Origin of the sequence: Aerosakkonema funiforme FACHB-1375 (genome assembly GCF_014696265.1) — a bacterium.
Lineage (GTDB): Bacteria > Cyanobacteriota > Cyanobacteriia > Cyanobacteriales > Aerosakkonemataceae > Aerosakkonema > Aerosakkonema funiforme_A.
The window spans coordinates 34,851-60,116 of sequence record NZ_JACJPW010000021.1 but is presented as its reverse complement, the minus strand read 5'-3'; the positions used below and the strand labels follow the sequence as shown (position 1 = coordinate 60,116).

The window sequence follows — 25,266 nt, the reverse complement described above, 5'->3', positions numbered from 1 at the left end:
CCCAAAAAAAAGAGCGATCGCTTATTGATTTAGAGTAATTCTATATTCTCCTCAATGAGGAGAAAGTTACGTCCTTTGTTTAAATAATGAACTCAATAAACTTCGTCATGGCTACCAATATCAATTAAAAGGATTTCTTCAACATCTGAATCTGAATATTTCTTGAAATTGAATACTATTCGACAGTCGTACTCTACAGTACAAGCCCATGCACCAGATAGCTTACCTTTCAGCTTATGAGTCTTAAGTGACGGATGAAATGGATCGTTTACTAATAGTTCTAATCGCGCAGCTATTTTTTCCTCCATTTCAGGTTGTTGGCGAATTAACGATTTGAAACCTCGTTTGAAAGAAGACGTTAAGACAAGAGTTCTCATCGTTTTAATTCCGCCATTATATCATTTACTGTGCCTCGGAATACTTGTCCATTCAAATACTCTTCTTCAGCACTAACAATATTGAGAGCGATCTCATCTCTCCGTTTTTCCTTTAGTCGTTGCCCGATCAAATCGATTAGAACCATCTGTTCTTCATCCGACATTTCTTCCACTAATTCCAAAACGGCATCAAAGCTATAGGTTTTCATTGTCAGACTCCAGAAACTCTGCATAATTATAGCTTACCTGAGAGCGAGCTAGCCACCAGTGTTTTAAGCAATACAAAAAAAGTGCGATCGCTTGCTTGAATTTTAAGACAGTCGCTACGAAACTCATAAGGTACGCAATATCCACTCTGGTTAGCCGTAAGATATGATAAAATAGTTCGTAAAAATTACTGTAGCGATCGGAACTTACCTTATGCAAACAATCCTCCTCAGCCGTGAAGAAGTGGCGAAACGTGCAAAACAATTGTACGAAAATAGCATCCGTCAACAAGTGGAAGTGGATGAAAACATCGGCAAAATGGTCATCATCGACTTTGAATCAGGAGACTACGAAATTGATGAAACTGGGTTAAAAGCAGCCCGCAAACTCAGCGAAAAACATCCAAATGCTCGTCTCTTCGGCATCCGCATTGGATACAATGTAGCGGTGTCATTCGGTGGAGTTATGGAGCGTGTTTACAAGTGATTTCTGGTATCGTGACTGATAGACACGCAACCGTAACGTTGACGTTTTTGCTCTACAATGGCTCAACTATACCGATTGAATTTGTCATCGATACAGGATTTACTGGACATCTTTGTTTGCCCCCAGAAGCAGTTTCATTATTGAGGTTCCCTTTCATATACGATCTCCCGGCAAACTTAGCAGACAATAGCCAGGTTTTATTGCCAGTCCATGAAGCAGTTGTTATCTGGAATGGGGAAGAGAGGGAAGTTTATGTAATTGCTACAGGAAGGCGACCATTACTGGGAACAGCCTTGCTGGAGGCACATGAACTTGTAGTGCAGTTTACTGAGGGCGGGTTAGTGACAATTGAAGAGTTGTAATAGCCAATTGATTAGACAAAAATTAGAAAAATTGAAGACGAAATAGGCTTCGCGTTTATATCAGTGATAGGCTTAAAATAAAAGTAAGGCGGGTAATTCCCACCTTAATAAACTTATTTAAAACTAGAAAAAATCTTTTCCTCGTCTGCTCAATCTTTCCTTTCTAGTAATGGTTCGGCAAACACTTTTGAGTATAAAAATCCTGCCGCTAATGCTCCTAAAATTGGTGCTACCCAAAACAGCCAAAGTTCCCCGATCGCCCAGTCGCCTACGAAAAGCGCGGGCCCGGTGCTACGCGCAGGATTTACTGATGTATTGGTAACGGGAATGCTAATTAAATGAATCAAGGTTAGCGCCAAACCGATCGCAATCGGAGCAACACCTTGCGGCGCACGGCGATCGGTAGAACCCAAAATGACAAGTAAAAAGATAAAGGTGAGAACAAATTCTGTCAGGAAACAAGCTAGTAAGGAATATTTACCTGGAGAATGATCTCCATAGCCATTAGATGCAAATCCGCCGATGTCAAATCCTGGTTTGCCAGTTGCGATCGCGTACAGAATCGCCGCACCAAGTATCGCTCCAAACACTTGCGCTCCAATGTAGGGGAATAAATCGTTAGTGGGAAAGCGTTTACCTGCCCACAATCCCAAGGAAACAGCCGGATTTAGGTGGCAGCCAGAGATGTGACCGATCGCACAAGCCATCGTCAGCACTGTCAAACCAAATGCTAGGGAAACGCCAACTAATCCAATACCTAACGGAAATGATATTTCGGGACTTATTTTTGCCGCATCTGCTACAAAGGTTGCTGCTAGCACGGCGCTACCACAACCACCAAAAACCAGCCAAAACGTGCCTATAAACTCTGCCAAACACCGCTTTACAATTGACATTTTTAACCTCTGTAAAATTACGAGATGTCGATTTGAGTATATAAACGTTCTACAAATTACAGTAAGATAATCCGGTACGCAACGGCGATGATGTTCAAGTAAAGTTTAATAACGTTTATTTGATGACGCTAATAGTGAGCGATCGCCAATTTGTTGAATCACAAAATATTTCTTTGTCAGTATTTTTACACGCTTAACTAGGTATCCTGGCACGCTCTACAAGCTCAACAATAAACCGTATCGAAAGCAGAGATTTCCTTTTCCCCTGATGGACAAGCCGCATTTGCTTATTTACGAAAGTAATTATCAACCAATCTTTGCGCCTCTCGATTTAATTTTTCTATGATTTTTTGTTTTTCTCGGTCGTTAATAGTGTTGAAAATGTCTGCATAATCTTCATTGAAGCTTTCCAGGACATCATTTATAAACGATTGCAGAAGCATCTGTTTATTTTTTATTTCGCGTCCGTCAAGTCTACCAATTTTTGAGATGGCATTATTCAACCTGTTTTCCGTTATCAGTGCCAGTATTTCCTGCTCTAATTCAGTTTCTAAACTCAACGTTTGGTTGGTAGTTGCGTTTATCTGATGATTCCATTTTCTTGCTTGGTGAAATCGGCTATCTTCGGCGAATTCTGCTATCTTTCTCTTCAGTATCGGTCGAATTATTCCTTTCGGAGTTTGCAAATAAATTGATTGGATAGGTTTAATCACCACACCTTCTGCCTTGTTTTGCGATCGTAACTTGGGTAATCCTAACAAGGCAGGTATAGTAGAATCGAATTCTATATTATAGGTAATGGCTGACTCGTATTTGCCAACAAACAACGGTTGAGCGCACATCATCCCTACGCGATCGCAAATTTTAATTGCTTTATGATAATCCATGTAATTGCGTGCAGATGGATTGCCAAATTCTCCAACAGCAATATCGAAAGCACAGTATTCAATTTTGGGGGAATAATAAATGCCAGTTTGAACTGCTTGCACGTTGGGAACGGGAGAAACTTCTGGGTGAGGATATTCTCCACCGAATAGTTCACCATAAACAAAAACGATCGCCGATTCCGAATTTTCTACCTGGATAATCCTGAAAATTTCTTTAACTCGATCGACTAATTGACTTTCCAGGGATTTAAAGCCAAAAAAATCTTCATTTGGCGGCAAAAATTCTTTCCTTTTGGCAAAGCGAACATTCTCGCCATCGGTGACGATCGCAAAATTAGCGCCGTGAATCTTTTCTGTTACCACCCAATCGGTTTTCTTAAAAGCTCGATAATTCGATTCCGTGAGATTCCATTGTTTTGGAGTCTCAGGAATTTTGTCATAGCTGATAAAATCCCAACTCGTTAAATTATTCTCAACCATATCCATAATTAGTAATTACTAAACTGACGAACTAGGGTATCTTACAAGCAATTAAAATACTAACAGGCGTTTCAGTATCGTGCTGTTCAAGAGAGAGATAAAAAAGCCGATCGCTCATTTCCCAGCAAGAGATTCTAATTGCTTCTGGATACCATTCATCAATTAGCGATCGATTCGTTTTTTCGTTGTAGGTCGGATCGCCAATTATTTGAATACATTCTTTTAACACATTTTCGTACTTGATTTCAAAATCAGCTATAATTTTATCTATTTTATCGGCATCTATATCGTATAACCAATCAGTTGCTTCAAGATAATCATTTTCCGCATTAGGACACGCTCCTATAATCTTTTCAATACGTTCTTTCAGAGTATTTTTTTGTACCATAACTATCCTCTGCATCAGGATTGCATCGTTGAGTCCAGAAACCCGGTTTCTTCAAGAAACCGGGTTTCTTTTTTCCCCTCTCCTCGCTCTTTTAAAGGTTGGGGGAGAGGTCATCTCGCGCCATGTGCAACCAGTTGCTGTTGCAAACTAGCTGGAACTTGCCGATATTCTGCAAACTCCATTGCGAAGCTAGCTTGTCCGGAAGTGTTCGATCGCAAATCTGTCGAATAACCGAACATTTCCTTCAGCGGAACTTCTGCACGGATAACAGAATATCCTTGCATTGTCTCCGAACCTAACAACAAACCGCGACGAGAAGAAATATCTCCCTGCACTCGTCCGAGATACTCGTTTGGTGTTTCCACTTCCACCAGCATAATCGGTTCGAGGATAATCGGATGAGCTTTTCGGAATGCTTGCTCAAAGGCAAAATGAGCAGCCGATCGAAAAGCTAATTCCGAAGAATCTTCCCTGTGGTAACTACCGTGTTCTAGAATTACCTTTACCCCAGTTACCGGATAACCGATTAAAAGTCCGCTGTTAATTGCATCGCGGAAACCTTTCTCGCAAGCGGGGATAAATTCTTTCGGAATTGCACCGCCGACGACTTTACTCTCGAACGCAAATGTTTCTTGGCAAGGTTCGATTTTACCAATTACATGAGCGAATTGACCGGAACCACCTGTCTGCTTTCTCAGTAAATAATCGAAAGTTCCTGTTTGCGAAATCGTTTCGCGATAAGCTACCGCCGGATCGCCAACATAAACTTCCGCTTTGTATTCCCGCTTGATGCGTTCGATGTAGATTTCTAGGTGCAATTCACCCATTCCCGAAATCAAAGTTTCCTTAGATTCCGCATCGATGCTGACGCGGAAAGTCGGATCTTCGCGCATAAAACGGTTGAGTGCTTTCGAGACGCGATCGCTATCTTCTTTGTGCTTCGGCGTAACTGCCAAAGTAATCACCGGATCGGGAACAAACATCCCTTCTAAAGAAACATTTATTCCTTCCGAACAGAAGGTATCGCCAGAAGCGCAATCAACACCAACTAATGCTACGATATCACCCGTTGCGGCAACTTCGATATTTTCGCGTTTGTCGGCGTGCATTCGCACAAACCGTCCTACAGAAATGGATTTGTTCGTGCGGGTATTGCGGATGCGTTCTCCCTTCCGCAGCGTTCCGGAATAGATGCGCGTGTAAGTTAATTGTCCCGATTGTTCGTCATCGGCAATTTTGAAAGCTAGCGCCACAACAGGCCCATCTCTGTCAGCGTAAACATTGATTTTTTCCTCTGTTTTGACATCAAACGCTTTCACTACTTCCCGATCGATCGGTGATGGCAAGTAGAGAGTTACAGCATCCAGCAAATTCTGCACGCCTTTGTTTTTGAAGGCAGAACCTAACAAAACGGGTGTTAGCTCAAGACTTAATGTTGCCTGTCGAATCGTTTCCCAAATCATCTCTTGAGGAACTTCTTCCTCCATCAGCAGTTTCGCCATCATTTGTTCGGAAAACATGGAAAGGCGATCGAGCATTTTTTCCCTAGCTATTGTCGCTTCTGCTTGCAGGTTTTCGGGAATAGGTCGAACAACTCTATCTTCTCCTTTTTCTCCTTCAAAATAGTTCGCCGTCATCTCAATTAAATCGATGACACCAGCAAACTTATCCTCGCTGCCAATGGGATACTGAAGCAGTAAAGCATTCAAATTCAGCTTATCTTTCAGCGCTTGGACAACGCGAAATGGATCTGCACCCAAACGATCCATTTTGTTAATAAAAGCAATGCGCGGTACTCGATAGCGTTTCATTTGTCGGTCTACCGTAATAGACTGCGACTGCACGCCAGCAACAGCACAAAGCACCATAATTGCACCATCGAGAACGCGCAAAGCACGCTCAACTTCTATGGTGAAATCTACGTGACCCGGAGTATCGATCAAGTTGATTTGGGTATCGTTCCAAATGCAAGTTGTAGCGGCAGAAGTAATCGTAATACCCTTCTGACGCTCTAGCTCCATAAAGTCCATCGTGGCACCATCTCCGTTGCCACGCACCTCCTCAATTTTGTGGATTCTGCCAGTGTAGAAAAGGATGCGCTCCGATAAAGTTGTCTTACCAGAATCGATGTGAGCAGAAATTCCGATGTTGCGTATGTTTTTGAGGGGAATCATAGACTTGCTCCTTGCTAGAGCGATGAAAAGATAGTTGCCACTTGTGCGGCAATAATATTTATACTACGATATACTACAATAAAATTCAAGTAGATGGACAACCTGTTATCGGCATATAATAATGCTTGACAAAACTTAATGGAGGCACTAGCAATGAACGCCCATCGCGTCAAGGCTACCCTAACTCAGGACGGAACACTCACACTCAACGATTTACCTTTCTATGCTGGCGATTCAGTAGAGGTAATCGTTTTGGCACGGATTGCAAAGTTAAGTACAGAAAATCTTTACCCTTTACGGGGTACGCCTATACTTTATGACAATCCAACCGCACCTGTTGCAGAGGAAGATTGGAGCGTTTTGGAATGATAGTTCTAGACACACATATTTGGGTTTGGTGGATTCATAGCGATGCTCGATTAACAGAAGATCATCTCGGATGGATAAATGAATATGAGGCTGATGGTCTTGGTATCAGCATCATTTCCTGCTGGGAAGTTGCGAAGTTGGTGGAATACAACCGACTAAGATTACCTTGTTCAATTGAAGAGTGGTTTGAGCAAGCTTTGGCGTACCCCGGTATTTGCCTGCTAGACCTTACATGGCGTATTGCCTTGGATTCAACGCAGTTACCCGGTAGTTTTCATCGCGATCCAGCCGATCAAATAATTGTTGCTACTGCGAGAAGTTACGACTGCTCATTGTTGACCGCAGACGAAAAGATTCTCAATTATCCTCATGTGAAAACTTTGAAAAAGAAACCATGATAATTTTGGCGCGTGCTAAGCTGGAATTGATTGCAACGCTGTTTAGCAATGATGAACTAGCCTCTGTTGTTAAATTTTAGCTGTCTAGACATCCGCAACAGTCCCCTGACAGCTTATCGCTTGGGGAAAGCAAAGCCTGTAGCAGCACAAGAGAACGAATCAGACTCATAGATTTTTTAGATCGATCGCGATCGGGAATTATCCCAAACAAAGATGATTTAATATAAAGAAACCAGACTGCGGCTGCTGAACCAAAGTCACCTAATCTCTTCACTCGATTCGGGTCGCCTTCGACCTGCAACACACTATTTATATATGCAGCAGCCGAAAAATTTCAAACGCCTCCTTCAAGCTTTGGCTAAACAGGGGCTAGATGTAACTTACAACGATCGCACTTACTCTGTTCGCCTCAAGGATTCCTCTGAGTTTGACAGGCAAGATGCCTGTCCTACAAATACCTCTGCCAAAACTGCGGAAATCCTTCTCCCGGAAGGTTTTCCTGTAGAAGCAAAAGCACTCAAGCAGTTAGCAAATCTGGCACAAATTCGCCATCCCGCAGGCGGTTTTGTGTGCAAGTGCTGTGCAACGCCAGACTTTCATCCCGGTGATGCTGGAGTTGCTATAGGCTCGATCGTGCAAACAGAAGGGATGGTTATTCCCGCTGCTGTCGGTTCTGATATCAACTGCGGAATGCGATTGCACGTTGCGGATTTGTCGCTGGAGAAGTTCCTGCAAAAACGCGATCGCTTTGTGCAATTGATGAAAGGCGATTACTTCTTCGGTACTCGCGATGTCGCCATGACAGCTAAAACCAGTCGCGCTCTTTTTCAGTACGGAATTCCGGGTTGGTTGGATGCGATGTTGGATGCGCCTACGGGTAGCATCGTTAAGTCAAATTTACATCAATTGGCGGATGAAATTGACCGGGTATATTTGGGCGGTTCGATGAATGGTGACTGGAAATGGGCACCAGAAGAACTCGTTCCCGACACCGGAATCGTGCGCGATGGTGGATTGGCTACCATTGGAGGAGGCAACCATTTTGTCGAAATTCAGGTAGTAGAAGAAATCGAAGACAAGGCGACTGCTTTCGTTTGGGGTGTGCGTCAAGGACAACTCGCTTTTACGATCCATTCCGGTTCTCGCAATGTGGGCAAATATATTGGGGGAATGTGGCGCGATCGCGCACAATCTGCATGGCCAAAACATCTCAAATATCCCGATTATCGCCTTTTTCCTCTTTCCGTAACAGCCAATCCCAACCTAGTCAGGGAATATCTGCAAGCAGAAGCAACTGCTGCCAATTACGGTTTTATCAATCGTCTTTTATTGGCAGAATTATTGCGTTTGCGATTGCGGGAAGTTTATGGAGATTTGGCAGCACCTTTAGTTTACGATTTACCTCACAATATTACTCTTTTTGAAGGTAATCGTTGGGTAATTCGTAAAGGTGCTTGTCCCGCGCATCCGCAACAACCAGTAATTATTCCCGGTTCGATGGGAACAACTTCTTATCTGCTGATTGGGAAAGGAAATTCTGAATTTCTTTCTTCTGCTTCTCATGGTGCGGGAAGAGTGCGATCGCGTTTCGATCTCAATCGTGAAGGTGCAGATAAAAGTGAGGAGGCTTTGGGTTTAACTGGTGTAGATTGCATCACTCTGCGGGAGGAACGCAGAATCGAAGAAGCACCCGCAGCTTATAAGCCAATTCAGCCAGTAATTGATGTTCAAATTGCAGCTGGTTTGGTTGGTGTAGTGGCGCGTCTGAAACCCGTGTTGACTTTTAAAGCGTAGCATCCTTAAAAGTAAGGTGGGCAATGCTTACCTTACTTTTTTCAGACTTATATATGATTTTTAACCCAATCTTGTCACGATCGCCACAAAGCAATCTCTTATTTAGCTTTACTTTGCTCAATAGACATCTCCAAAAATTCTTGTGGGATAGGCATCCTGCCTGTCTCTGAGATTCTTTTGAAGGAGATGTCTAATGAATCTCAACGAACTCGTTGCGTACTGGCATGATGGCCCACTGATTTCATCCATTGCTTCTCAATTGATGAAAATATTACTTAATATCAGGGTAGCAATCACTTAAGGGCATCGGCCTTCTTACATGGTGCCAGCTGCGATCGAAATTCGCATCTGGTCTAGTGGCCCAAAGCCGATCGCCTCCGATAGGAAACCATCTACTTTTCAAATAACAGCACTACTAGCCAAAGGCTAAGTTCATACTATATGGCTTTACCTAAAAAGCGCCATTACACTCCAGCGTTGCTGATGCTGTGCGCGGGTATTTTTTTATCCCTTGTCGCTAGCCTAACTGTGGGGAAATGGGAAACAGAAAACCAAAAAGCTCAGTTTAAAAACCAAGCAGACAAGCTGGCAACTGCCTTGCAGCAAAGTATAGACACCAATTTGGGAATGCTGCAAGCAACTGGCAAGTTGTATGCAGCATCTGGAAAAGTCGATCGGCAGGAATTTAAAATTTTTGTGGAAGATTTCCTGGCAAAGTATCCCAGCATCCTGGGATTTAATTGGTCGCAGCGGGTATTGGCAGGCGAACGACAAGCTTTCGAGCAAGCAGTGCAAACGGAAGGTTATCCCAACTTCCAGATTACAGAAAGCGGAGACCAAGGCCAGATGGTCAGAGCGGGAGAGCGCCCAGAATATTTCCCCATCACCTATGTAAGTTCCTCAAATAGGCAGAATCCAGCCATCGGCTTCGATCTAGCTTCCGATCCCATACGTCGCGCTGCTTTGGAAAAGGCACGCGATACAGCAACGATGAGTAGTACCGGACGAATTAAAATCTTTACAACCAGAAAACTCGGCTTTTTAACATTTCAACCAGTCTACCGGAATGGTACTTCTGTTAACAACCTGCAATCTCGTCGGGAAAACTTTGAAGGAGTTGTTACTGCTGTTTTTGAAATAGCTGATATTGTCAAAGTTGCTTTACCGGGATTAGAGTTAGATCGCTTCAATTTTTATCTTTTTGATGAGACGGCTCCTGCTAGCGATCGCTTCCTAGCATTTTACCAATCAAAAAATCGAGAAATCGTCACAGATACCAGCCACGAAGTACCTATAAAGATTGCTGATAAATCGCTTTGCTGGAATAACTTTGTTTTCTGTAGCCGTAGCCTCAAATTTGCCGATCGTCAGTGGTCGATCGCGATCGTTCCAGCACCGGGATATATTGCCATCAAGAGTTACTGGAGAACGGGATTAACTTTGGCGAGCAGTTTACTGTTAACTATATTTTTAACAATTTATATAATGATGTCCTTGCGTTATACCTTCCAGGTCGAATATCTCGTACAGGAACGTACAGCACAAGCCAAACAATTGGGCGAAACCCTACAAAAGTTGCAGCAAAATATGGAAATGCTGGATCTAGCTAATGACAGCATTATAATTCGATATCTTGACGATAAAATTATTTATTGGAATCAAGGTTACGAACGGTTATATGGTTGGTCAAAAGCTGAGTCTTTGGGTAACTATATTCATTCATTATTGCAAACAATTTTTCCGCAACCTCTGGAAGAAATTATGGCTTTATTGCTACAGGACGGTTATTGGGAGGGCGAGTTAATTCACACTAAACGAAATGGGGAAGAAATCACCGTTGCCAGTCGTTGGACTTTACAAAAAGATGAATTTGGCCAAATCTTTGCCATGTTAGAAATTAATAACGATATTACCGATCGCAAACAAGCTCTTGATGCCTTGCGCGAATCAGAACTGCGGGAACGCGAGAAAGCCGAACAGCTACAGCAAACACTAGACGCACTCCAAAAAGCTCAAGTTCAACTCATTCAAACTGAAAAAATGTCGAGTCTCGGTCAATTGGTCGCGGGAGTAGCCCATGAAATTAACAACCCAGTTAACTTTATCTACGGCAACCTAACTCACATTGATGAATACGTGCAAGTTTTGTTGGAACTCGTGCGCTTATACCAACAACATTATCCCCACCCCGATCGGGAAATTCAAGAGCATATTGAAGACAGCGATATAGATTTTCTTGTCGAAGATTTGCCTAAAATACTTGCTTCGATGAAAATGGGTGCCGATCGCATTCGTCAAATTGTCCTGAGCTTGCGGAATTTCTCTCGGTTCGATGAAGCGGATATGAAGGAGGTTGATATTCACGAGGGCATTGATAACACGCTGTTAATATTACAAAATCGTCTGAAAGCGAAACCAGAGCATCCCGCCATTGAAGTGATTAAAGAATATGGCAAACTCCCATTGGTAGAGTGCTATGCCGGACAGCTAAATCAGGTATTTATGAATATCATCGCTAATGCTATTGATGCCTTAGATAGTTATAATGCCCAGCGCTCTAAGGCCGAAATTAAAAGTTACCCCAGTCGGATAAAAATTACTACTACAATTGTAGATTATCCTCAGCGAGTTATCATTAAAATTGCTGATAATGGCCCCGGAATGACGCCTGAAGTAAAAAAACGACTATTTGACCCTTTTTTCACCACTAAGCCTGTCGGAAAAGGTACGGGACTGGGTTTATCGATCGGCTATCAAATTGTGGTGGAAAAGCATGGCGGTGTGCTGCGTTGTGAATCGGAACCGGGAAAAGGTGCAGAATTCTGGATTGAAATTCCCGTGCTTTGAAACTGTTAATTTTTCCACTATAAAGTCCAATTTTCAGCTAAATATATATTGAAACCAGAAATACTTCGGAGATCCTGGGATGACAAAAGGTTTTTGGCAACCTCCCCGCCTGCGTACTCTTGAAGAAGAGGAAGAGGAACGCCGCGCTACTTGGCTGGAATTATTTTACGATCTAGTCTTTGTAGCAGCGATCGCAGAAGTAGCGCATTATTTGGACGGACACCTTTCCGTATCGGGCTTTTTGTGCTATGTGCTGCTATTCGTGCCAATTTGGTGGTCTTGGGTGGGGGCAACTTTTTACGCCACTCGCTTCGACACCGACGACTTAGGACACCGACTGCTGACACTGCTGCAAATGGTAGCGATCGCAGTTTTAGCAGTCAACGTCCATCACGGCTTAAACGAAAATTCAGATGGCTTTGCTTTATCCTACATAACCGTGAGAGGTATTTTGATTGTCCAGTATCTCATCGCTGGATACCATGTCGCCATCGCCCGTAATTTGACAAATTGGTACGCCAGAGGCTTTTCACTCGCCGTTGCAATTTGGCTGCTGTCAATTTTTGTTCCACCTCCTTGGCGATTTGCACTTTGGATATTGGCACTAATTATCGATTTCGGTACCCCTCTAACAGCAGGAAAATTAGTTGCCAAAATACCCCCTTCATTTTCCCACGTACCCGAAAGAGTCGGGCTATTTACTATCATTGTCTTGGGTGAAGCAGTCATAAGTGTAGTCAGAGCAGTCGCCCAATTGCAATGGGGTATTTTATCTGCTGGCGTCGCTTTGCTGGCTATGAGTATCGCTTTTAGCTTGTGGTGGATTTACTTTGACAGCGTTGATGGTTCTCCCCTGCGAGGAATGGCAGCTGGCAAAATGGGGATCAGTCTAACATGGCTTTATTCTCATTTACCCCTGGCGATCGGCATTGCAGCGACTGGTGTCGGAGTAGAACACATCATTGTATCTAGCAAAAAAGCGATCGCACTACCATCTCCGGAACGATGGCTGATCTGCGGTGCTGTCGCAATTTGCTTAATTTCCCTTGCCGTCATCCACCTGATTACCTGTATTGTGGGAACAAAGCATCGGGGTAAAATTTTAGCCGCCTATCGCATCGGATCTGCCGCTTTTATTTTAATTCTCGCGATCGGTGGCATAAATCTTTCACCAATTGTATTGATGGTGTTAGTTGCTTTAGCTTGCGCTTTACAAGTTGTTCTCGATCTCCTGGCAAACCGTCAATCTCTACCTCAAGCAAATAGCTGATATCATGTCCGGTAACATCGATTGCCTCAAAAAATCGCTCTCTTATCTGCGTTTATCTGCGTTCATCTGTCTACATCTGCGGTTAAAATTTAACCCTCGATTCCAGCAGACAATTTTTCGCATCACTCATGTACTCTCGATGCAACCGGACACGATATAATCCCAAACCGCTTCGATGACCCCCTTTCTCGCAATCGCCTGTAGAGACGTTTCATGAAACGTCTCTACAATATTTAGGTCAAAATTGCTAATTAATCAATTGCCGCACTAAATTTGCCAAGCGATCGGCACTATCTTTTACTGCCAAACTAGCAGCAGCATCGGCCATTTTTTGCAATTTATCCGGTGCTTGCAACAAACTCAAAACCTCCCCTTTCAACACCTCTGCCGTAAGTTCCGATTGCCGAAATATCAATCCCGCACCTGCATCTTTAAACACAGACGCATTGAAAAATTGATGATCTTCTGCCGCAAAAGGATAAGGAATCAAAATTGCAGGCGTTCCCGTTACCGCCAATTCTGTCAGCGAACCGGCACCAGCGCGACTAATTGCTAAATTAGCGCGTTGCAGCAGTCCAGCCATATTGTCATAAAATGGCACTTGGATATACTGCGGATGCTCAAGCGTCGCGGCATCTGGATCTTTATCTCCCGTTTGGTGGACAACCCAAGCACCAGCATCAAACCAAGTACTAGCGCATTCCCGCACCAGCTGGTTAAGTGCAACTGCACCCTGAGAGCCACCAAACACTACAATTAGAGGGACGTTCTCCGGAATCGGCAGATCTAGCTTTTGCGGCGAAAGGAATTGCGATCGCACGGGCGTATTAGTATAAATTGTCTTAGCGCGTTTTAAGTATTTCGCCGCCACTTCAAACCCCACAGCCACAGTGCTGCATAAAGGACTCAAAAATCGAGTCACTTTTCCAGGCAAAGCATTAGCTTCGTGGAGAATGGCAGGCAAACCGAGCGATCGCGCCGCAATAATCGCCGGTGCCGCAATATACCCACCCGTAGTAAAAACGCCGTTAAAATTTCCCTGTTTTAGCAGTTTCCTACAAACAAGAATAGAATTGGCGAAACGAGCCACAATTCGCAGCGTACCCAAACCAAAACGTTGCTGGAATCCTTCCAGAGCGATCGTATTCAGAGGATACTGAGAAGGAACCAGCTGTTTTTCTAGTCGATTCGGAACACCCAGCCACTCAATTTGGTAATCTGGCAATTGTTCTGCCACAGCTAGAGCCGGAAATAGATGTCCGCCAGTACCGCTGGCAGCAATTAGCAGTCGCGGCGACGCCTTGGGCGATCCTTCTGGGGAAGCCACTTGTCGATCCAAATTCTGTTTGTCAGTTAGCATCAATTAAATAAAAGCGATCGAATCACCAACTCTCAAAATATTACCGATGCGTCACCCTCTAAATTTACTCAAAGGCATTTCCCAACATTTTCCTCTACTTGTTCTGCTAACGCTGAGCTTATCGACTGGGTGGACAAGCGCCCGCGCAGCGACTCCCGACACCGCACCCCCCGAATTGAAAAACGCCATATCCCAAATAGATGCCGCCGCCAATAGCCGCAACGTTCAGGCTGTCATGCAGTTCTTCAGTCCGAATTTTACCCATTCCGATGGCTTAAATCGTCAGAGTATGGAAAAAACGCTTACCCAACTCTGGCAGCTCTACCCCCAGCTTAATTACCGCACGGAACTTGTATCTTGGGAATCTCAAGGCGGCAGGATTGTCGCAGAAACAGTCACTAAAATTACCGGTACTCAGCCAGTACAAGGAAGAGACTGGACTTTTAACTCGACAATTCGATCGCGCCAAGGCTTTGAAAACCAAAAAATTGTCAGCCAAGAAATTCTCAGCGAACAAACTCAGCTCGCCTCCGGTCAAAAGCCACCCACACTTGATGTTAGATTACCCGCACAAGTCCGTACAAATCAGGAATATAACCTTGATGTGATAGTCAAAGAGCCGCTAGGTGATGATTTGCTGGTGGGAACAGCTTTGCAAGAACCCGTCAAAGCGGATAAATATATTAACAACAGTCCGATCGAGTTAGAAGGATTGGATGCAGGCGGTATTTTTAAGGTGGGTCGCGCACCCGCCCAGGAAGGTAAATACTGGATTTCAACCGTTTTGATCCGAGCCGATGGTATGACTGTCTATACACAACGTTTACCTGTTGTCAATGGCACTGGCAGAAACGTATCTCCCAACCGTCCCTCCTCTAGTTCTGGAAGTTAGGTCAAAAGTCAAAAGTCAAAAGTCAAAAGCTATAACTGTAGGTTGGGTTGAAAGTAGCGAAATCCAACCTACCAATCAAAAATGAACAATCGAAAATCTAAACTTCACTGACAATGCTTTCTCTTCAAAACCAAATTGTTCTGATTACGGGTGCAAGTAGCGGTATTGGTGCATCTTGTGCCAAAATTTTTGCACAAGCAGGTGCCAAATTAATTTTGGCAGCGCGGCGCTTTGAAAGGTTGGAGGAGTTGGCAGATCGACTCGGCAAAGAATTTTCCGCCTCAATTCATTTGTTACAGCTAGATGTGTGCGATCGCACTCAAGTCGAATCATCTTTACAATCTCTTCCAGAACCTTGGTCTAATATAGATATTTTGATTAACAACGCCGGTCTCAGTCGAGGTTTAAACAAACTTCAAGAAGGCTCATTCCAAGACTGGGAAGAAATGATCGATACTAATATCAAAGGTTTGCTCTACGTCACCCGCTACGTAGTACCGGGAATGATCGATCGCGGTAAAGGTCATGTCGTAAATATCGGTTCGATTGCAGCTTATCAAACTTACCCAGGTGGCAATGTTTACTGCGGTTCCAAAGCAGCAGTACGAGCAATTTCTGAAGGGTTAAAACAAGACCTCTTGGGAACGCCAGTACGAGTTACTTGTGTAGACCCAGGTTTAGTTGAAACGGAATTCAGCGAAGTGAGATTTCACGGCGATACAGAACGAGCGAAAAAAGTTTATCAAGGACTAACACCCCTAACTCCAGATGATGTAGCTGATGTAGTATTTTTCTGCGCCACTAGACCATCTCACGTTAATATCAGCCAAGTCTTGTTAGTACCCACAGACCAAGCCACCACAACTTTAGTTCATCGCCGAAATTAAAAAACTAAAACACCAATTCAGTAACACCATAAACCCACTTTATCAAGTCCGGTAGCATAGTTATTGTATGGTTCAATGTGTAGAAAACGGTAGTTCGTTTCTCCCCTTTCCGCAGGAAATATGTCCCGCTGCGATCGAAACGCTTATATAAGCATAGAAAATATCCTAAAGTGCATTTCTATTCCGCAGCCAAGAGAAGAAATCGGGGGCACACTAAGGATAAACATTGGCCACAGCGTACAGACAAGACCGGAGAGATGACACCACATCCCCCAGTACCGAACTTGTGGATCGAGATGAGAACTCATGATTTGAGAATCTCCCCAATAGTATATTATTGACAGCGAGGATGACGTCCACCATTCTCGCAAATATAACTTATCTGATCGGAATCTAAATTTTTAACCTTGCTGAAATCAACACCCTTAATCCGAGGGCCAGTGGCAATATTTGGGGTTTGAATGAATTGATCTCCTACCACAGGTTGCTTGGGAGCAAGAAAAATAGCTCCCTGAAAATCCGCTCCCTCTAAATTCGCGTCTCGGAAATCCGCCATACTCAAATCGGCATTGCGGAAGCTGGCATTTTGTAGTTGCGTACCGTTAAAATTAGTACCCTTAAGTCGGGTAGAGCCAAGGTTGGCATTTTTGAGTATGGCACGATTGAAATTAGCAACTGAAAGATCTGCTTCTCGCCAATCAGATTCAGTCAAATTGGCCAACTGCAATTGCGCTCCCATTGCACCTACTCTAGTCAAACTAGCGCGATGCAGATTTGCTTGGGATAGATTGGCTTCCGTGAGATCTGCACCTGTTAAACTAGCCTTTTCTAACACTGCTTTCTCTAAAGAAGCACCAATCAATTTGGCGCTGCCAAGGTTAGCACCTGTTAAGCGTGCCTCAAATAAATTTGCTCGATCTAGAGTGGCGCGAATCAGATTGGCATTTTCTAATGAAACGTAGCTTAAAACCGCACCAGTCAAGTTAGCTTGCCTCAGATCTGTACTGCTCAAATCAGCAATTAAATCATCAAATGTTCCTAAACGATCGTCTTTACCGGCGCTGCTGAAGCGAGTCCCTTGGAAACTGCCGCCAGCTAAGCTCGATCCTTGAAAATTAATTCCGGATACGTCGATTTTGTCCAGTACCAGATCGAAAGGAGCCGCACCTAATGTTTGACCCAGTACTGTTCGACTGAGATCTTTGACCGTACCGGGATTATTTTTGATGCTGAGAATTTTAACGATCGCTTCCTGAGTTGCCCGCAGGCGCAGCTGCACTAACGCTAACGGATTGTTTGAAATTTCCGCATCGGTCAACTCATTTTTTCCTAGCGGCGGTACTAATTTTTTCGATGAGTCTGCTGCTTTTCCTGTTTCTTCTTTTTGAGCTTCGCTAATCAGTAGAGCATCCAACTCTTTAGCTAAAGTCTGATTCAAACGTTGCAATTCTGGCAAAGCATCTAGGCCAATTCTCACTAACACTTGCTGAATTGTTTCGATTACTTTTGGCTCTTTTTCTTGAGCCAGCAAATCAACTAATAACCTGACAACTCGTGGGTCGTCTTCGAGCGCAGCCGCAGCCGAAATTGCTGCTTGTTTCTCTGCCAGCGTCCCGTTGGAATTAGCGCTTATCTGTTTGCTGAGAGCGATAAATAAGTCATTTTTCTGCTGTACCAATATCCAGCGCTCAGCCCGAATTTGAAGATAAATATACGCTCCTACTAAAAGACCTGCCATAACTACCATGCTGAATAGAAACAAGATCAGCACGGTGAAACGAGGGTGTTGACGTACCCACTTGAAGACAGGAAATAATTTCTCCCTCTGTCTTGCGCCTACTTCCCCAGTTGTTGCTGTCACTTTACTCTGCCTCTGAAGCAGCCACCGTGGCGGTGATGCCGGAAAAGAACCGGGTAGAGTTCGATCGTCTTCACCTGCATCGACAACCCTGGTTCCTGCTATTGTGTCATGCAGCGATCGGCCTCGGCGATCGATCTTTGCGCTCAGTCCATCTCCGAGTAAAACCAACCCAACTAACCCCGTCAATACCCCCAAATCTGGATACGCACCGATGTAGCGCCAGATAGCAAAGGCAATTCCCGCCGACAAACCCCATCGACCCAAACCTTCCCGCAACATAACTCTCCCCACACCTGGGGAATGGTCTTCTCCCGTCACTACCCGAACACCAAACCACTGTTTGGGCAGAGTTTGGCCCCTCACTCCCAGTTTGTAAAGTTGCCAGCCAGTCACGAGCAACGGCGTTACCAGCGCCGTCGTCCAAAAGAAGTTGGTCAGGGGTGCGACCTGTCGATTCTTTTGATAAATCGGTAAAGAAAGAGTTTGCGAGATCGTTTCCTGAGTTTTTACCAGCACCGGGTTGAGCGGCACTGCTTCCTGGGCTTGGTGTTCCTTTGCATATAATCCTATGCTGAAGGGAACTGCCCCACTAGCTACAATCAACGAAACTTCTACAACCCAGGCACCGCAGCGACGAACGCCGAGTGGCAGTTTACGAAATCTTTTTTGCCAAGACATCTCGGATGAATTGGTGCCTTTTTTCAGCATGGGGATAACCATCAAATAATTGCTTAAAATTTTAAATTCTCTGTGTATATTTGTTGAGCCTTCGCTATTCGGCTAAATCAAATCCCATTATTAATTGATTTTTTATAGTTCGGTTTGAAATTCATTTTGATAAACATATTTTTTTTACTTGCTAACCCTACTACAGAAAGCAACCGGAAATCTGCTTGTCAGGCAAAAACTTGGTATAACCTAGCGCAACAATTGGCGAGAAGGTTTACTCAAAGAATTTTATTGCGTATGATATCACGCGATTTGCTATAACACGTGAGTTTGAGCTTGGGCGATCTGACCGCTATCCGCAATAGGGGTACAGCCAGCCGATCGCGCTAAGCTTTTAATCTTCAATTTGTTTAGCTGAAACCTCAACCGCTTGGACATCAATGGTGCCGGGAGGCGCGATCCGCGTCAAATGGCCTGACGCCACTAGGAGAGGTTCGCCACAGCTGGGGCACTGTATTTGAGTTTGATTCAAGCCTGTCAATTGATAGCCGCACACGGGACATTTATCCTCTACCAGGTTGCGTTGCAGCCACCACTGAAACCCAAGGAACGCCATCAACGCTATTACCGGTGCCATGAGGATAAGGATTACCAAAATCACAAAAGACTTTACTAACCAGCCCAGCCCAACAGCACCCAGTAACCAAAACATTACCAGCAGAGCGATCGCACAGCCAAAGCCTGAAAGATTGAATTGAGAGGTTCTGATGCCCATCTTTTGCATCTCATCTTGGTCTGCCTCTAGCATAGCGAGTTCTTAGAAGGGGATAGGGGTTAGAAAAGTCAAAAGTCAAAAGTCAAAAGTACTCAAAAGAATTTTGACTTTTGACTTTTGACTTTTGACTTACCTAGCTTTGTCCAGCAGTTCTTTTAAACGCTGCGCCAAAGCATCCCTGCCGAAATAGGCCAGAGATTGCTCTCGCAACCATTGGCCATCGCAGCGGCGATCGTCACCTGTGAGAATTTGAATGCAAGCTGCCGCCACCGCCTTTGGATCGCGATGAGGGACTCGCCAGCCCAAACGTCCGTCTTGCAAAGGGTCAGCCGATCCATCTGCGTCACCGGATAGTACGGGAATGCCGCAAGCCATCGCCTCCAGGTACACAATACCAAATCCTTCCTGAGAAGGCATGATGTAAGCATCGGCAACGCGATAGTGTTCTACCAAATCTTCTGTAGGTACAAAACCGGCAAACACAACGCGATCGGCCACACCCAGATCTTCGGCTAGTTGGGCCAAACGCGGTCGATCGTCCCCGCGACCGATAACTAAATATTTCACATTTGGAACAATCTTGGCGATCGCAGGCAACGATCGAATGGTAACGTCCACACCCTTGTAGATATCTCCAGACCACAATCGCGCCACCGTCATTAACACCTTAGCGCCTTCTAGACCGTACCGCTGCACCAATGCCTTTGGTTTGGGGCCGGGGGTAAAGGCATCCCCATCAACGCAACAAGGTAAAATTTGCACTTGCATGGGATCGATCGTATTGGAAGAGCAAAGGCGATCGCGACTGTAACGGCTGATCGTCCATATTCTAGCTGCTTGTTTGAGCGCCCTTTCATATTGTGGCGGTAGCGGCTCCCACACCTCTTTACCGTAAGTCAAAATAGTATAGGGAATCTCAAATCGTTGGCACAGCACTTGCACCAGAGGAGCTAGATTAATGTGACCGCAAAAAACATGACTGGGACGCTGCCCCCACAGACACGCAAGTAAGGAAGCACTCAGCCTAATTCGCCCTAGCATCGGGTGGAAAGTTTTGCAGTAATGAAATTTAAAATTCTTCGTCTCAAAAGGATTATACGATCCTGCTACATCCCGCAATAAAAATACTTCTGCTGGCTCTCGATCTGGTATTGCCAGATAAGCCCGCCAAATATCTTTAACGTAAGATTGAATCCCACCCTCAGCAGCAAAAATTTCTAGTAAAACGAACACATAGCTGGTTTTGGCATCAGGCTGAGAGCCTATCCTAAAAATCCTCTTTTCCCCATATAAATTTACATTTTCGTTCATCTGCGTTCATCTGCGTTCATCTGTGGATATCTGCGGTAAAAAATTTATAAAAAAACTTTTTGTCTCGAGTCTCAGTCCGGAATCTTGGTTGAAGACTGGGAATAATTATTACCCGTGTTGAATAATTGTTTTTCCATCTGAGGTGCGGCAATTCCCCGACCGCTAACCCGATAGGGTATAACGGGAGGGGAATTACCGCCAGCATTAAAATTGAGTGCGAGCGTTTCCTTACTCTCAAAGTTGTTGATATTCATAGCCGTCAGCCTTATGAATGGTTTTCAAGTATTTGGGGTGTACATCAAACTTTTGAGCAGGTAGTTGAAGGACAAAACTTGGTCTAAAACGAATAGCAATACGACCTGTATATTTCCCTGCATACTTACCCGACAAAATATCAGCCTTAACAATGTCGCCAGTTTGAAATCCTTGGAAAAACTGACGCTTTGGAGCATGAGCTTTGGGGAATCCGTATTGATCGGGACGACAACGTTGACGAGTCCCGTGTCCCTTGGCTTTAACAATTAAAGGTTTAACACCTTTTAGTAATAGTTTTTCAGGAGTAGATTCGCCAACACAAGCCGCATCAGTCCAATGAGATTTTTCAATCCCTCTAGTCTTGCGATTAAACTTAGTCCGGCCTCCAGAAGCTGCCTCTACAGGCAAACCAGTTGCTTGAAGCCTTCTGTATAATTCCCATCGGGTAGCATTAACTGCTGCTGCATCTAGTAGGGGTGTTTTCGCTTGAGCTAAAACTCGTTTGAGAACTTCGGGTTTCTGCTGAAGAAACTCCTCAATAGATTTATTTCCCTTGGCTTGGTTGCAGGAATGGCAGCTAAGACAAAGGTTACTAATTCGATTAGAACCACCTTTGCTCCTGGCAAGGATATGTTCAATCTCGAATGGAACGTTTTTTCCGCCGCAGTAAGCACACTTTCTATCCCATTTCTGAAGTAGATATTCCCTCACCTCAAAGCCAAATAGTTCACCTCGTTGGTACTCTAACCCGCTAATTTCAGGATTCTGTATTTGCTGCAAATCAAACCGGACTAACTCTTGAGAAATTGCGGTGACTGGGCAAAGTTTCGTGATTCGTCTAACCCAGGTTTCAATGTTGGCGATGCGACTCTCAAGAGATGGTGGTAGCCAACCCTGTTTACGGGTTCTGTTTAAGAAACGAGGCTTGCGGTAACGGGTCTTACGGTTACGACGACCTCTTCTTAAAGACCGCCTAGACTCAAGCGCATCTTTAATCTGTTGCCCTCTGTGTGCAATTTCTAAGCCTTTGGTTACTCGCCCTGTTTGTTCTTGAACAACAGCAATGCCAGTCGTTTTAGAACCTGGGTCGATTTTGATTCGGTGAGGATGAGTGACTGAATCTTCAACAACTCTATCTGGCAGAATTATTGTGAATGGATAGCGCTTATATACTTTAGCCCTCCCTTTATGTAATAGTTCTCTTGCTCTTGCTGGATGGCAAGGGTCAAGAGGATTTAAGCTTTTGTCTAATACGAAAACGCGCATTACTGCACCTCTCATTACTGGTAAAGTTTGCCTCGACAATGTTATTCAACCTTGTTGGGTACAACTCACTGGTTTAACTCGTTACACCTGTTTAAAGCTGTACGAAAGAGCTACAAACTGGCACGCATCTGTAGGTTTCTTGAGTTGAATAACGTAGTGCGCGAAGCACTTAGTCTGGTCAAGGAGCGAGCTTTTTCAAGCTCCCGTCATACCCGTTAGGGTTGACGGTGAGTTCTTGACTTGGCTAATATCTATTTACTGAAAGTAGCAGGCGATATCTTGCCATTTTTCAATCGTTCCAAATCTTTCAAAACCATTTTTTCTATAAGAGCTTCAAAGCTAACTTCAGGCTCCCATTTCAAGTTATTTTTGGCTTTGGCTGGGTTGGCAACTAATTGAAAATGTTCGTCCTGTCGGAATAACTTTGGTTGTACCGCGACATAGCGATTCCAGTCCAGTCCCACGCACTCAAAGGCGGTAGCCACCAGTTCCCGAACGCTATGTAGCTCACCGGTGCCAATTACGTATTCCTCCGGTACATCAACTTGCAGCATCCGCCACATTGCTTCTACATAATCTCCAGCATAACCCCAGTCGCGTTTAGCATCCAGATTGCCCATTTCAATTGTGTCGCTCAACCCTAATTTTATTGCTGCTGCGGCCAAACATACCTTACGAGTGACAAATTGAGGCGGGCGTCGGGGCGACTCGTGATTGTATAAAATACCGCTACAAGCAAACAAACCGTAGTGCTGGCGGTGATGCACCATAGTCCAATGAGCGTGTAATTTTGCCGCTGCGTAGGGATTCATCGGACGAAAGGGCGTTTGTTCGTCTTGGGGCGATCGATCTACATCACCAAACATCTCCGAACTGCTAGCTTGATAAAAGCGAGTCGCGAGTCCCGCTTTGCGTACTGCGGCCAACAATCGCGTTGCCGTTCCCGTGACCAAATCCAGCGTTCCCAGGGGATCGTTCCACGAATCCGGTACGAAACTGGGAGCCGCCAAATTATAAATTTCTTGGGGCTGCAATTGTGCCACCGCATCCTCAAGAGCCCCACAATCTGTGAGGTCTACAGCGTAAATTTCTACCCGATCGGCAAGAGAACCCAGTTTTGCTAGATTAGTTTGGCGTTGCGGTAGCAACAATCCCACGACGCGATATCCTTTTTCCAAGAGCGATCGGCTGAGGTAATAGCCATCTTGGCCTGTAATTCCTGTGATAAGTGCTGTCTTGGTCATCGATCGTTAGTCCCGGTCATTAGTTATCCGCAAAACTGACAACTGACAACTGACAACCTTACCACAAGCCTCTTTTACCGCTAGGTCGCACTGTCATCCAGTTTGTCTTTGCCGTAGCCAACTGCTCTTCTGTTATTCTGGCACCTGTAAGATTTGCTCCACAGAGGTTTGCGCCTCTGAGATTAGCATTGCTTAAATGGGCGTAACTTAGGTCAGCTCCCCGCAAGTCAGCACCTTCTAAGTCTGCATAGCTCAAATAAGCCCTACCTAAATTTGCATCCCGCAAAATGGCGTAATTTAAACTCGCTCTGCCAAAATCGGCATGGAACAAATTAGCTCCTTGGAGGTTTGTTTTGTTCAACCTTGCCTGATGGAAAATTGCTTCCGACAAATTAGCTTTTTGCAGGTTGAGCAAGCTGAGATTTTGCTGTGCGAAATCGCGTCTGCCCTTGTTATAGGATGATTGTACTTCTTGGGCATCCAGCTTGCGGGGCACTTTGCTTTTATTTCCAGTCGAACCGCTACTCTGTACTGTATTTCCGCCGGTTCTGCCCATACCGCTCCGATTCCCTGCTATGCCTGAGTTTATATCGGTTCCCTCCAGTCTAGTTCGTCGAGCGCGAATCGCCATTGCCGCACGGGAAACCGACCCCGACCCAGCCGCTCCACCTGACGCTCCCGCCGAACCGCTGGAAATTGGCCCGAACTTGCTAGGAGGCGGCTGGGAGACACCAGAGGGGGGAACGATCAGACCCTGAGCTAAGCTATCCATATAAGGTTCCAGCTCTAGGGCTCTGAGGACTTCATTCGCTGACTGATAGCGGTGTCGAACTGATACCTCCAGCATTTTTTTGAGAACTTCGACAAAGTGGGGGCTGACCCGGATGTGTTTTTCCCACAGCATCTCGCCGGTGGATGGATTGTAATCCAAGTCTTTGGGAGATTTGGCAGTCAGCAGATAAATGCAGGTGACTCCCAGAGCGTAGATGTCGCTGGCATAAACCGGGCGCATGGCCATCTGCTCTGGTGGGGCAAAACCGGGAGTACCGATCGCATAAGCTGTTAGGGCTGTTTGCTCTGAAGCGCTCGAAGCGGCTTGGTTTACCTGGTTCTTCACTGCCCCAAAATCGATCAGTACCAGTTTTTTGTCTTGTTGGCGACGAATTAAGTTCGCCGGTTTGATGTCCCGGTGAATTACTTGGTGGCTGTGGATGTACTGCAATACTGGCAGGAGTTCGCTCAAGAATTGTTTGACTCCCTCCTCGCTAAATGGGCCGTTCTGCTTTACTTCCCGCTGTAAGGTTGCGCCGGAAACATACTCTTGAACCAGATAAAATTGTTGCTGGTCTTCAAAGTAATCGAGCAGTCGCGGTACTTGGGGATGGTTACCAATTTTACCGAGCGTTTTGGCCTCGCGCTCAAACAACTCCCGTGCCATCTGGAAAACGTGAGGTGCGGTGGCCGTTGGCCGCAGTTGCTTGATCACGCAGCTGGGCTGACCGGGTAACATTTCGTCTAAGGCTAAAAACGTTGCCCCGAAGCCACCTTGCCCCAATGGTTTTGTTGCGCGGTAGCGATCGCGCAGTCGCAGATTGGTTCCACACGCCTGACACACGTCTGCGAGGTCGGGGTTTTCTGGATTGGGACAGGCTGGATTTAAGCAATAGCTCATTCAGCGTCACTCGCTTCAGGATTAATCGGCGGTCTAGAGGTGCCCTTCTTTCATTATCCGGGCTTAAACGGACAAATACAGTGGTATTTGTGCAAAAAATATTTTAAAGAGTTGATAAACAAACACTAGCAGTATGTAA

At 44.9% G+C, this 25,266-nt stretch carries 25 protein-coding genes; 10 read left to right on the top strand and 15 right to left on the bottom strand.

Annotation, left to right across the window (positions count from 1 at the left end):
- Positions 1 to 92 precede the first annotated feature (92 nt).
- Positions 93 to 377 carry a type II toxin-antitoxin system RelE/ParE family toxin gene (locus tag H6G03_RS10495; RefSeq protein ID WP_190464317.1) on the bottom strand — a complete coding sequence of 95 codons (285 nt, stop codon included), beginning with the start codon at positions 375 to 377 and terminating at the stop codon, positions 93 to 95.
- A complete protein-coding gene (locus H6G03_RS10490; RefSeq protein ID WP_190464316.1) occupies positions 374 to 586 on the bottom strand; it encodes a hypothetical protein in 213 nt (70 codons plus the stop codon). The genes H6G03_RS10495 and H6G03_RS10490 overlap by 4 nt, the downstream gene beginning before the upstream one ends.
- Before the next feature lie 211 nt (positions 587 to 797).
- Here H6G03_RS10490 and H6G03_RS10485 point away from each other — a divergent pair, with 211 nt between their 5' ends.
- Together H6G03_RS10485 and H6G03_RS10480 are read left to right on the top strand one after the other, a co-directional pair.
- On the top strand, positions 798 to 1,070 hold the full coding sequence (locus H6G03_RS10485) for a hypothetical protein (RefSeq protein ID WP_190464315.1): 273 nt from the start codon (positions 798 to 800) through the stop codon (positions 1,068 to 1,070).
- Entirely contained in the window at positions 1,067 to 1,432 is a 366-nt protein-coding gene (locus H6G03_RS10480; protein ID WP_190464314.1) for a clan AA aspartic protease, read from the top strand. Before H6G03_RS10485 ends, H6G03_RS10480 begins: the two co-directional genes overlap by 4 nt.
- 149 nt (positions 1,433 to 1,581) lie before the next feature.
- Here the strand turns inward: H6G03_RS10480 and aqpZ are convergent, their stop codons facing one another.
- The 4 genes from aqpZ to fusA all read right to left on the bottom strand — a co-directional run bounded on the left by aqpZ (position 1,582) and on the right by fusA (position 6,257).
- Positions 1,582 to 2,328: an aquaporin Z gene (gene aqpZ / locus H6G03_RS10475; RefSeq protein ID WP_190464313.1), complete on the bottom strand. Its 747-nt coding sequence runs from the start codon at positions 2,326 to 2,328 to the stop codon at positions 1,582 to 1,584.
- Positions 2,329 to 2,615: 287 nt separating this feature from the next.
- Positions 2,616 to 3,701: an RNA ligase family protein gene (locus H6G03_RS10470; protein ID WP_242056989.1), complete on the bottom strand. Its 1,086-nt coding sequence runs from the start codon at positions 3,699 to 3,701 to the stop codon at positions 2,616 to 2,618.
- Positions 3,702 to 3,726: 25 nt separating this feature from the next.
- Positions 3,727 to 4,083 carry a hypothetical protein gene (locus tag H6G03_RS10465; RefSeq protein ID WP_190464312.1) on the bottom strand — a complete coding sequence of 119 codons (357 nt, stop codon included), beginning with the start codon at positions 4,081 to 4,083 and terminating at the stop codon, positions 3,727 to 3,729.
- A gap of 110 nt (positions 4,084 to 4,193) precedes the next feature.
- Positions 4,194 to 6,257 (bottom strand): elongation factor G, encoded by a 2,064-nt coding sequence (fusA, locus tag H6G03_RS10460; protein ID WP_190464311.1) that lies wholly within the window; start codon positions 6,255 to 6,257, stop codon positions 4,194 to 4,196.
- Positions 6,258 to 6,410: 153 nt separating this feature from the next.
- On the opposite strand from fusA, the gene H6G03_RS10455 reads away from it, so the two are divergent.
- Together H6G03_RS10455 and H6G03_RS10450 are read left to right on the top strand one after the other, a co-directional pair.
- On the top strand, positions 6,411 to 6,626 hold the full coding sequence (locus tag H6G03_RS10455; RefSeq protein WP_190464310.1) for a hypothetical protein: 216 nt from the start codon (positions 6,411 to 6,413) through the stop codon (positions 6,624 to 6,626).
- A complete protein-coding gene (locus H6G03_RS10450) occupies positions 6,623 to 7,024 on the top strand; it encodes a type II toxin-antitoxin system VapC family toxin (protein ID WP_190464309.1) in 402 nt (133 codons plus the stop codon). Before H6G03_RS10455 ends, H6G03_RS10450 begins: the two co-directional genes overlap by 4 nt.
- A gap of 76 nt (positions 7,025 to 7,100) precedes the next feature.
- On the opposite strand, the gene H6G03_RS37535 is transcribed toward H6G03_RS10450, so the two are convergent.
- Positions 7,101 to 7,328, bottom strand: coding sequence for a hypothetical protein (locus tag H6G03_RS37535; protein WP_206756622.1), 228 nt, complete (start codon positions 7,326 to 7,328; stop codon positions 7,101 to 7,103).
- 11 nt (positions 7,329 to 7,339) lie between these two features.
- Here H6G03_RS37535 and H6G03_RS10445 point away from each other — a divergent pair, with 11 nt between their 5' ends.
- From H6G03_RS10445 to H6G03_RS10435, 3 genes are all read left to right on the top strand, one after another.
- Positions 7,340 to 8,818, top strand: coding sequence for an RtcB family protein (locus H6G03_RS10445; protein WP_190464308.1), 1,479 nt, complete (start codon positions 7,340 to 7,342; stop codon positions 8,816 to 8,818).
- A gap of 441 nt (positions 8,819 to 9,259) precedes the next feature.
- On the top strand, positions 9,260 to 11,665 hold the full coding sequence (locus H6G03_RS10440) for a CHASE domain-containing protein (RefSeq protein ID WP_190464307.1): 2,406 nt from the start codon (positions 9,260 to 9,262) through the stop codon (positions 11,663 to 11,665).
- A gap of 79 nt (positions 11,666 to 11,744) precedes the next feature.
- Positions 11,745 to 12,935 carry a low temperature requirement protein A gene (locus H6G03_RS10435; RefSeq protein WP_190464306.1) on the top strand — a complete coding sequence of 397 codons (1,191 nt, stop codon included), beginning with the start codon at positions 11,745 to 11,747 and terminating at the stop codon, positions 12,933 to 12,935.
- Positions 12,936 to 13,182: 247 nt separating this feature from the next.
- Here the strand turns inward: H6G03_RS10435 and murG are convergent, their stop codons facing one another.
- The gene (gene murG, locus H6G03_RS10430; protein ID WP_190464305.1) at positions 13,183 to 14,295 is read right to left on the bottom strand and encodes an undecaprenyldiphospho-muramoylpentapeptide beta-N-acetylglucosaminyltransferase; all 1,113 of its coding nucleotides are present in this window, start codon (positions 14,293 to 14,295) and stop codon (positions 13,183 to 13,185) included.
- 46 nt (positions 14,296 to 14,341) lie between these two features.
- Here murG and H6G03_RS10425 point away from each other — a divergent pair, with 46 nt between their 5' ends.
- The gene (locus tag H6G03_RS10425) at positions 14,342 to 15,187 is read left to right on the top strand and encodes a nuclear transport factor 2 family protein (protein WP_190464304.1); all 846 of its coding nucleotides are present in this window, start codon (positions 14,342 to 14,344) and stop codon (positions 15,185 to 15,187) included.
- 113 nt (positions 15,188 to 15,300) lie between these two features.
- Complete coding sequence (locus H6G03_RS10420; protein ID WP_190464303.1) at positions 15,301 to 16,074, top strand: SDR family oxidoreductase; 774 nt, start codon at positions 15,301 to 15,303, stop codon at positions 16,072 to 16,074.
- A gap of 334 nt (positions 16,075 to 16,408) precedes the next feature.
- Here the strand turns inward: H6G03_RS10420 and H6G03_RS10415 are convergent, their stop codons facing one another.
- The 5 genes from H6G03_RS10415 to iscB form a co-directional block, all read right to left on the bottom strand.
- Positions 16,409 to 18,643: a pentapeptide repeat-containing protein gene (locus tag H6G03_RS10415; protein WP_190464302.1), complete on the bottom strand. Its 2,235-nt coding sequence runs from the start codon at positions 18,641 to 18,643 to the stop codon at positions 16,409 to 16,411.
- A 355-nt stretch (positions 18,644 to 18,998) separates the two neighbouring features.
- Entirely contained in the window at positions 18,999 to 19,412 is a 414-nt protein-coding gene (locus H6G03_RS10410; protein ID WP_242060368.1) for a hypothetical protein, read from the bottom strand.
- Positions 19,413 to 19,508: 96 nt separating this feature from the next.
- Complete coding sequence (locus H6G03_RS10405) at positions 19,509 to 20,690, bottom strand: glycosyltransferase (protein WP_190464301.1); 1,182 nt, start codon at positions 20,688 to 20,690, stop codon at positions 19,509 to 19,511.
- Positions 20,691 to 20,761: 71 nt separating this feature from the next.
- Positions 20,762 to 20,944 (bottom strand): hypothetical protein, encoded by a 183-nt coding sequence (locus H6G03_RS10400; RefSeq protein WP_190464300.1) that lies wholly within the window; start codon positions 20,942 to 20,944, stop codon positions 20,762 to 20,764.
- The gene (iscB, locus tag H6G03_RS10395; protein WP_190464299.1) at positions 20,925 to 22,211 is read right to left on the bottom strand and encodes an RNA-guided endonuclease IscB; all 1,287 of its coding nucleotides are present in this window, start codon (positions 22,209 to 22,211) and stop codon (positions 20,925 to 20,927) included. Before iscB ends, H6G03_RS10400 begins: the two co-directional genes overlap by 20 nt.
- On the opposite strand from iscB, the gene H6G03_RS10390 reads away from it, so the two are divergent.
- Entirely contained in the window at positions 22,189 to 22,359 is a 171-nt protein-coding gene (locus H6G03_RS10390; RefSeq protein WP_190464298.1) for a hypothetical protein, read from the top strand. The genes iscB and H6G03_RS10390 overlap by 23 nt on opposite strands.
- Positions 22,360 to 22,462: 103 nt before the next feature.
- Here H6G03_RS10390 and H6G03_RS10385 read toward each other — a convergent pair whose 3' ends face one another.
- Together H6G03_RS10385 and H6G03_RS10380 are read right to left on the bottom strand one after the other, a co-directional pair.
- Positions 22,463 to 23,455 carry a GDP-mannose 4,6-dehydratase gene (locus H6G03_RS10385; protein ID WP_190464297.1) on the bottom strand — a complete coding sequence of 331 codons (993 nt, stop codon included), beginning with the start codon at positions 23,453 to 23,455 and terminating at the stop codon, positions 22,463 to 22,465.
- Between the two features lie 58 nt (positions 23,456 to 23,513).
- On the bottom strand, positions 23,514 to 25,127 hold the full coding sequence (locus H6G03_RS10380; protein WP_190464296.1) for a serine/threonine-protein kinase: 1,614 nt from the start codon (positions 25,125 to 25,127) through the stop codon (positions 23,514 to 23,516).
- Between the last annotated feature and the right edge of the window lie 139 nt (positions 25,128 to 25,266).

What these genes read in the sequence shown, in the direction of transcription:
- H6G03_RS10495 (WP_190464317.1), bottom strand. Translation starts at nt 377, where the DNA reads ATGAGAACTCTTGTCTTAACGTCTTCTTTCAAACGAGGTTTCAAATCG.
- H6G03_RS10490 (WP_190464316.1), bottom strand. Translation starts at nt 586, where the DNA reads ATGAAAACCTATAGCTTTGATGCCGTTTTGGAATTAGTGGAAGAAATG.
- H6G03_RS10485 (WP_190464315.1), top strand. Translation starts at nt 798, where the DNA reads ATGCAAACAATCCTCCTCAGCCGTGAAGAAGTGGCGAAACGTGCAAAA.
- aqpZ (WP_190464313.1), bottom strand. Translation starts at nt 2,328, where the DNA reads ATGTCAATTGTAAAGCGGTGTTTGGCAGAGTTTATAGGCACGTTTTGG.
- H6G03_RS10470 (WP_242056989.1), bottom strand. Translation starts at nt 3,701, where the DNA reads ATGGATATGGTTGAGAATAATTTAACGAGTTGGGATTTTATCAGCTAT.
- H6G03_RS10465 (WP_190464312.1), bottom strand. Translation starts at nt 4,083, where the DNA reads ATGGTACAAAAAAATACTCTGAAAGAACGTATTGAAAAGATTATAGGA.
- fusA (WP_190464311.1), bottom strand. Translation starts at nt 6,257, where the DNA reads ATGATTCCCCTCAAAAACATACGCAACATCGGAATTTCTGCTCACATC.
- H6G03_RS10455 (WP_190464310.1), top strand. Translation starts at nt 6,411, where the DNA reads ATGAACGCCCATCGCGTCAAGGCTACCCTAACTCAGGACGGAACACTC.
- H6G03_RS10450 (WP_190464309.1), top strand. Translation starts at nt 6,623, where the DNA reads ATGATAGTTCTAGACACACATATTTGGGTTTGGTGGATTCATAGCGAT.
- H6G03_RS10445 (WP_190464308.1), top strand. Translation starts at nt 7,340, where the DNA reads ATGCAGCAGCCGAAAAATTTCAAACGCCTCCTTCAAGCTTTGGCTAAA.
- H6G03_RS10440 (WP_190464307.1), top strand. Translation starts at nt 9,260, where the DNA reads ATGGCTTTACCTAAAAAGCGCCATTACACTCCAGCGTTGCTGATGCTG.
- H6G03_RS10435 (WP_190464306.1), top strand. Translation starts at nt 11,745, where the DNA reads ATGACAAAAGGTTTTTGGCAACCTCCCCGCCTGCGTACTCTTGAAGAA.
- murG (WP_190464305.1), bottom strand. Translation starts at nt 14,295, where the DNA reads ATGCTAACTGACAAACAGAATTTGGATCGACAAGTGGCTTCCCCAGAA.
- H6G03_RS10425 (WP_190464304.1), top strand. Translation starts at nt 14,342, where the DNA reads ATGCGTCACCCTCTAAATTTACTCAAAGGCATTTCCCAACATTTTCCT.
- H6G03_RS10420 (WP_190464303.1), top strand. Translation starts at nt 15,301, where the DNA reads ATGCTTTCTCTTCAAAACCAAATTGTTCTGATTACGGGTGCAAGTAGC.
- H6G03_RS10415 (WP_190464302.1), bottom strand. Translation starts at nt 18,643, where the DNA reads ATGCTGAAAAAAGGCACCAATTCATCCGAGATGTCTTGGCAAAAAAGA.
- H6G03_RS10410 (WP_242060368.1), bottom strand. Translation starts at nt 19,412, where the DNA reads ATGCTAGAGGCAGACCAAGATGAGATGCAAAAGATGGGCATCAGAACC.
- H6G03_RS10405 (WP_190464301.1), bottom strand. Translation starts at nt 20,690, where the DNA reads ATGAACGAAAATGTAAATTTATATGGGGAAAAGAGGATTTTTAGGATA.
- H6G03_RS10400 (WP_190464300.1), bottom strand. Translation starts at nt 20,944, where the DNA reads ATGAATATCAACAACTTTGAGAGTAAGGAAACGCTCGCACTCAATTTT.
- iscB (WP_190464299.1), bottom strand. Translation starts at nt 22,211, where the DNA reads ATGCGCGTTTTCGTATTAGACAAAAGCTTAAATCCTCTTGACCCTTGC.
- H6G03_RS10385 (WP_190464297.1), bottom strand. Translation starts at nt 23,455, where the DNA reads ATGACCAAGACAGCACTTATCACAGGAATTACAGGCCAAGATGGCTAT.
- H6G03_RS10380 (WP_190464296.1), bottom strand. Translation starts at nt 25,127, where the DNA reads ATGAGCTATTGCTTAAATCCAGCCTGTCCCAATCCAGAAAACCCCGAC.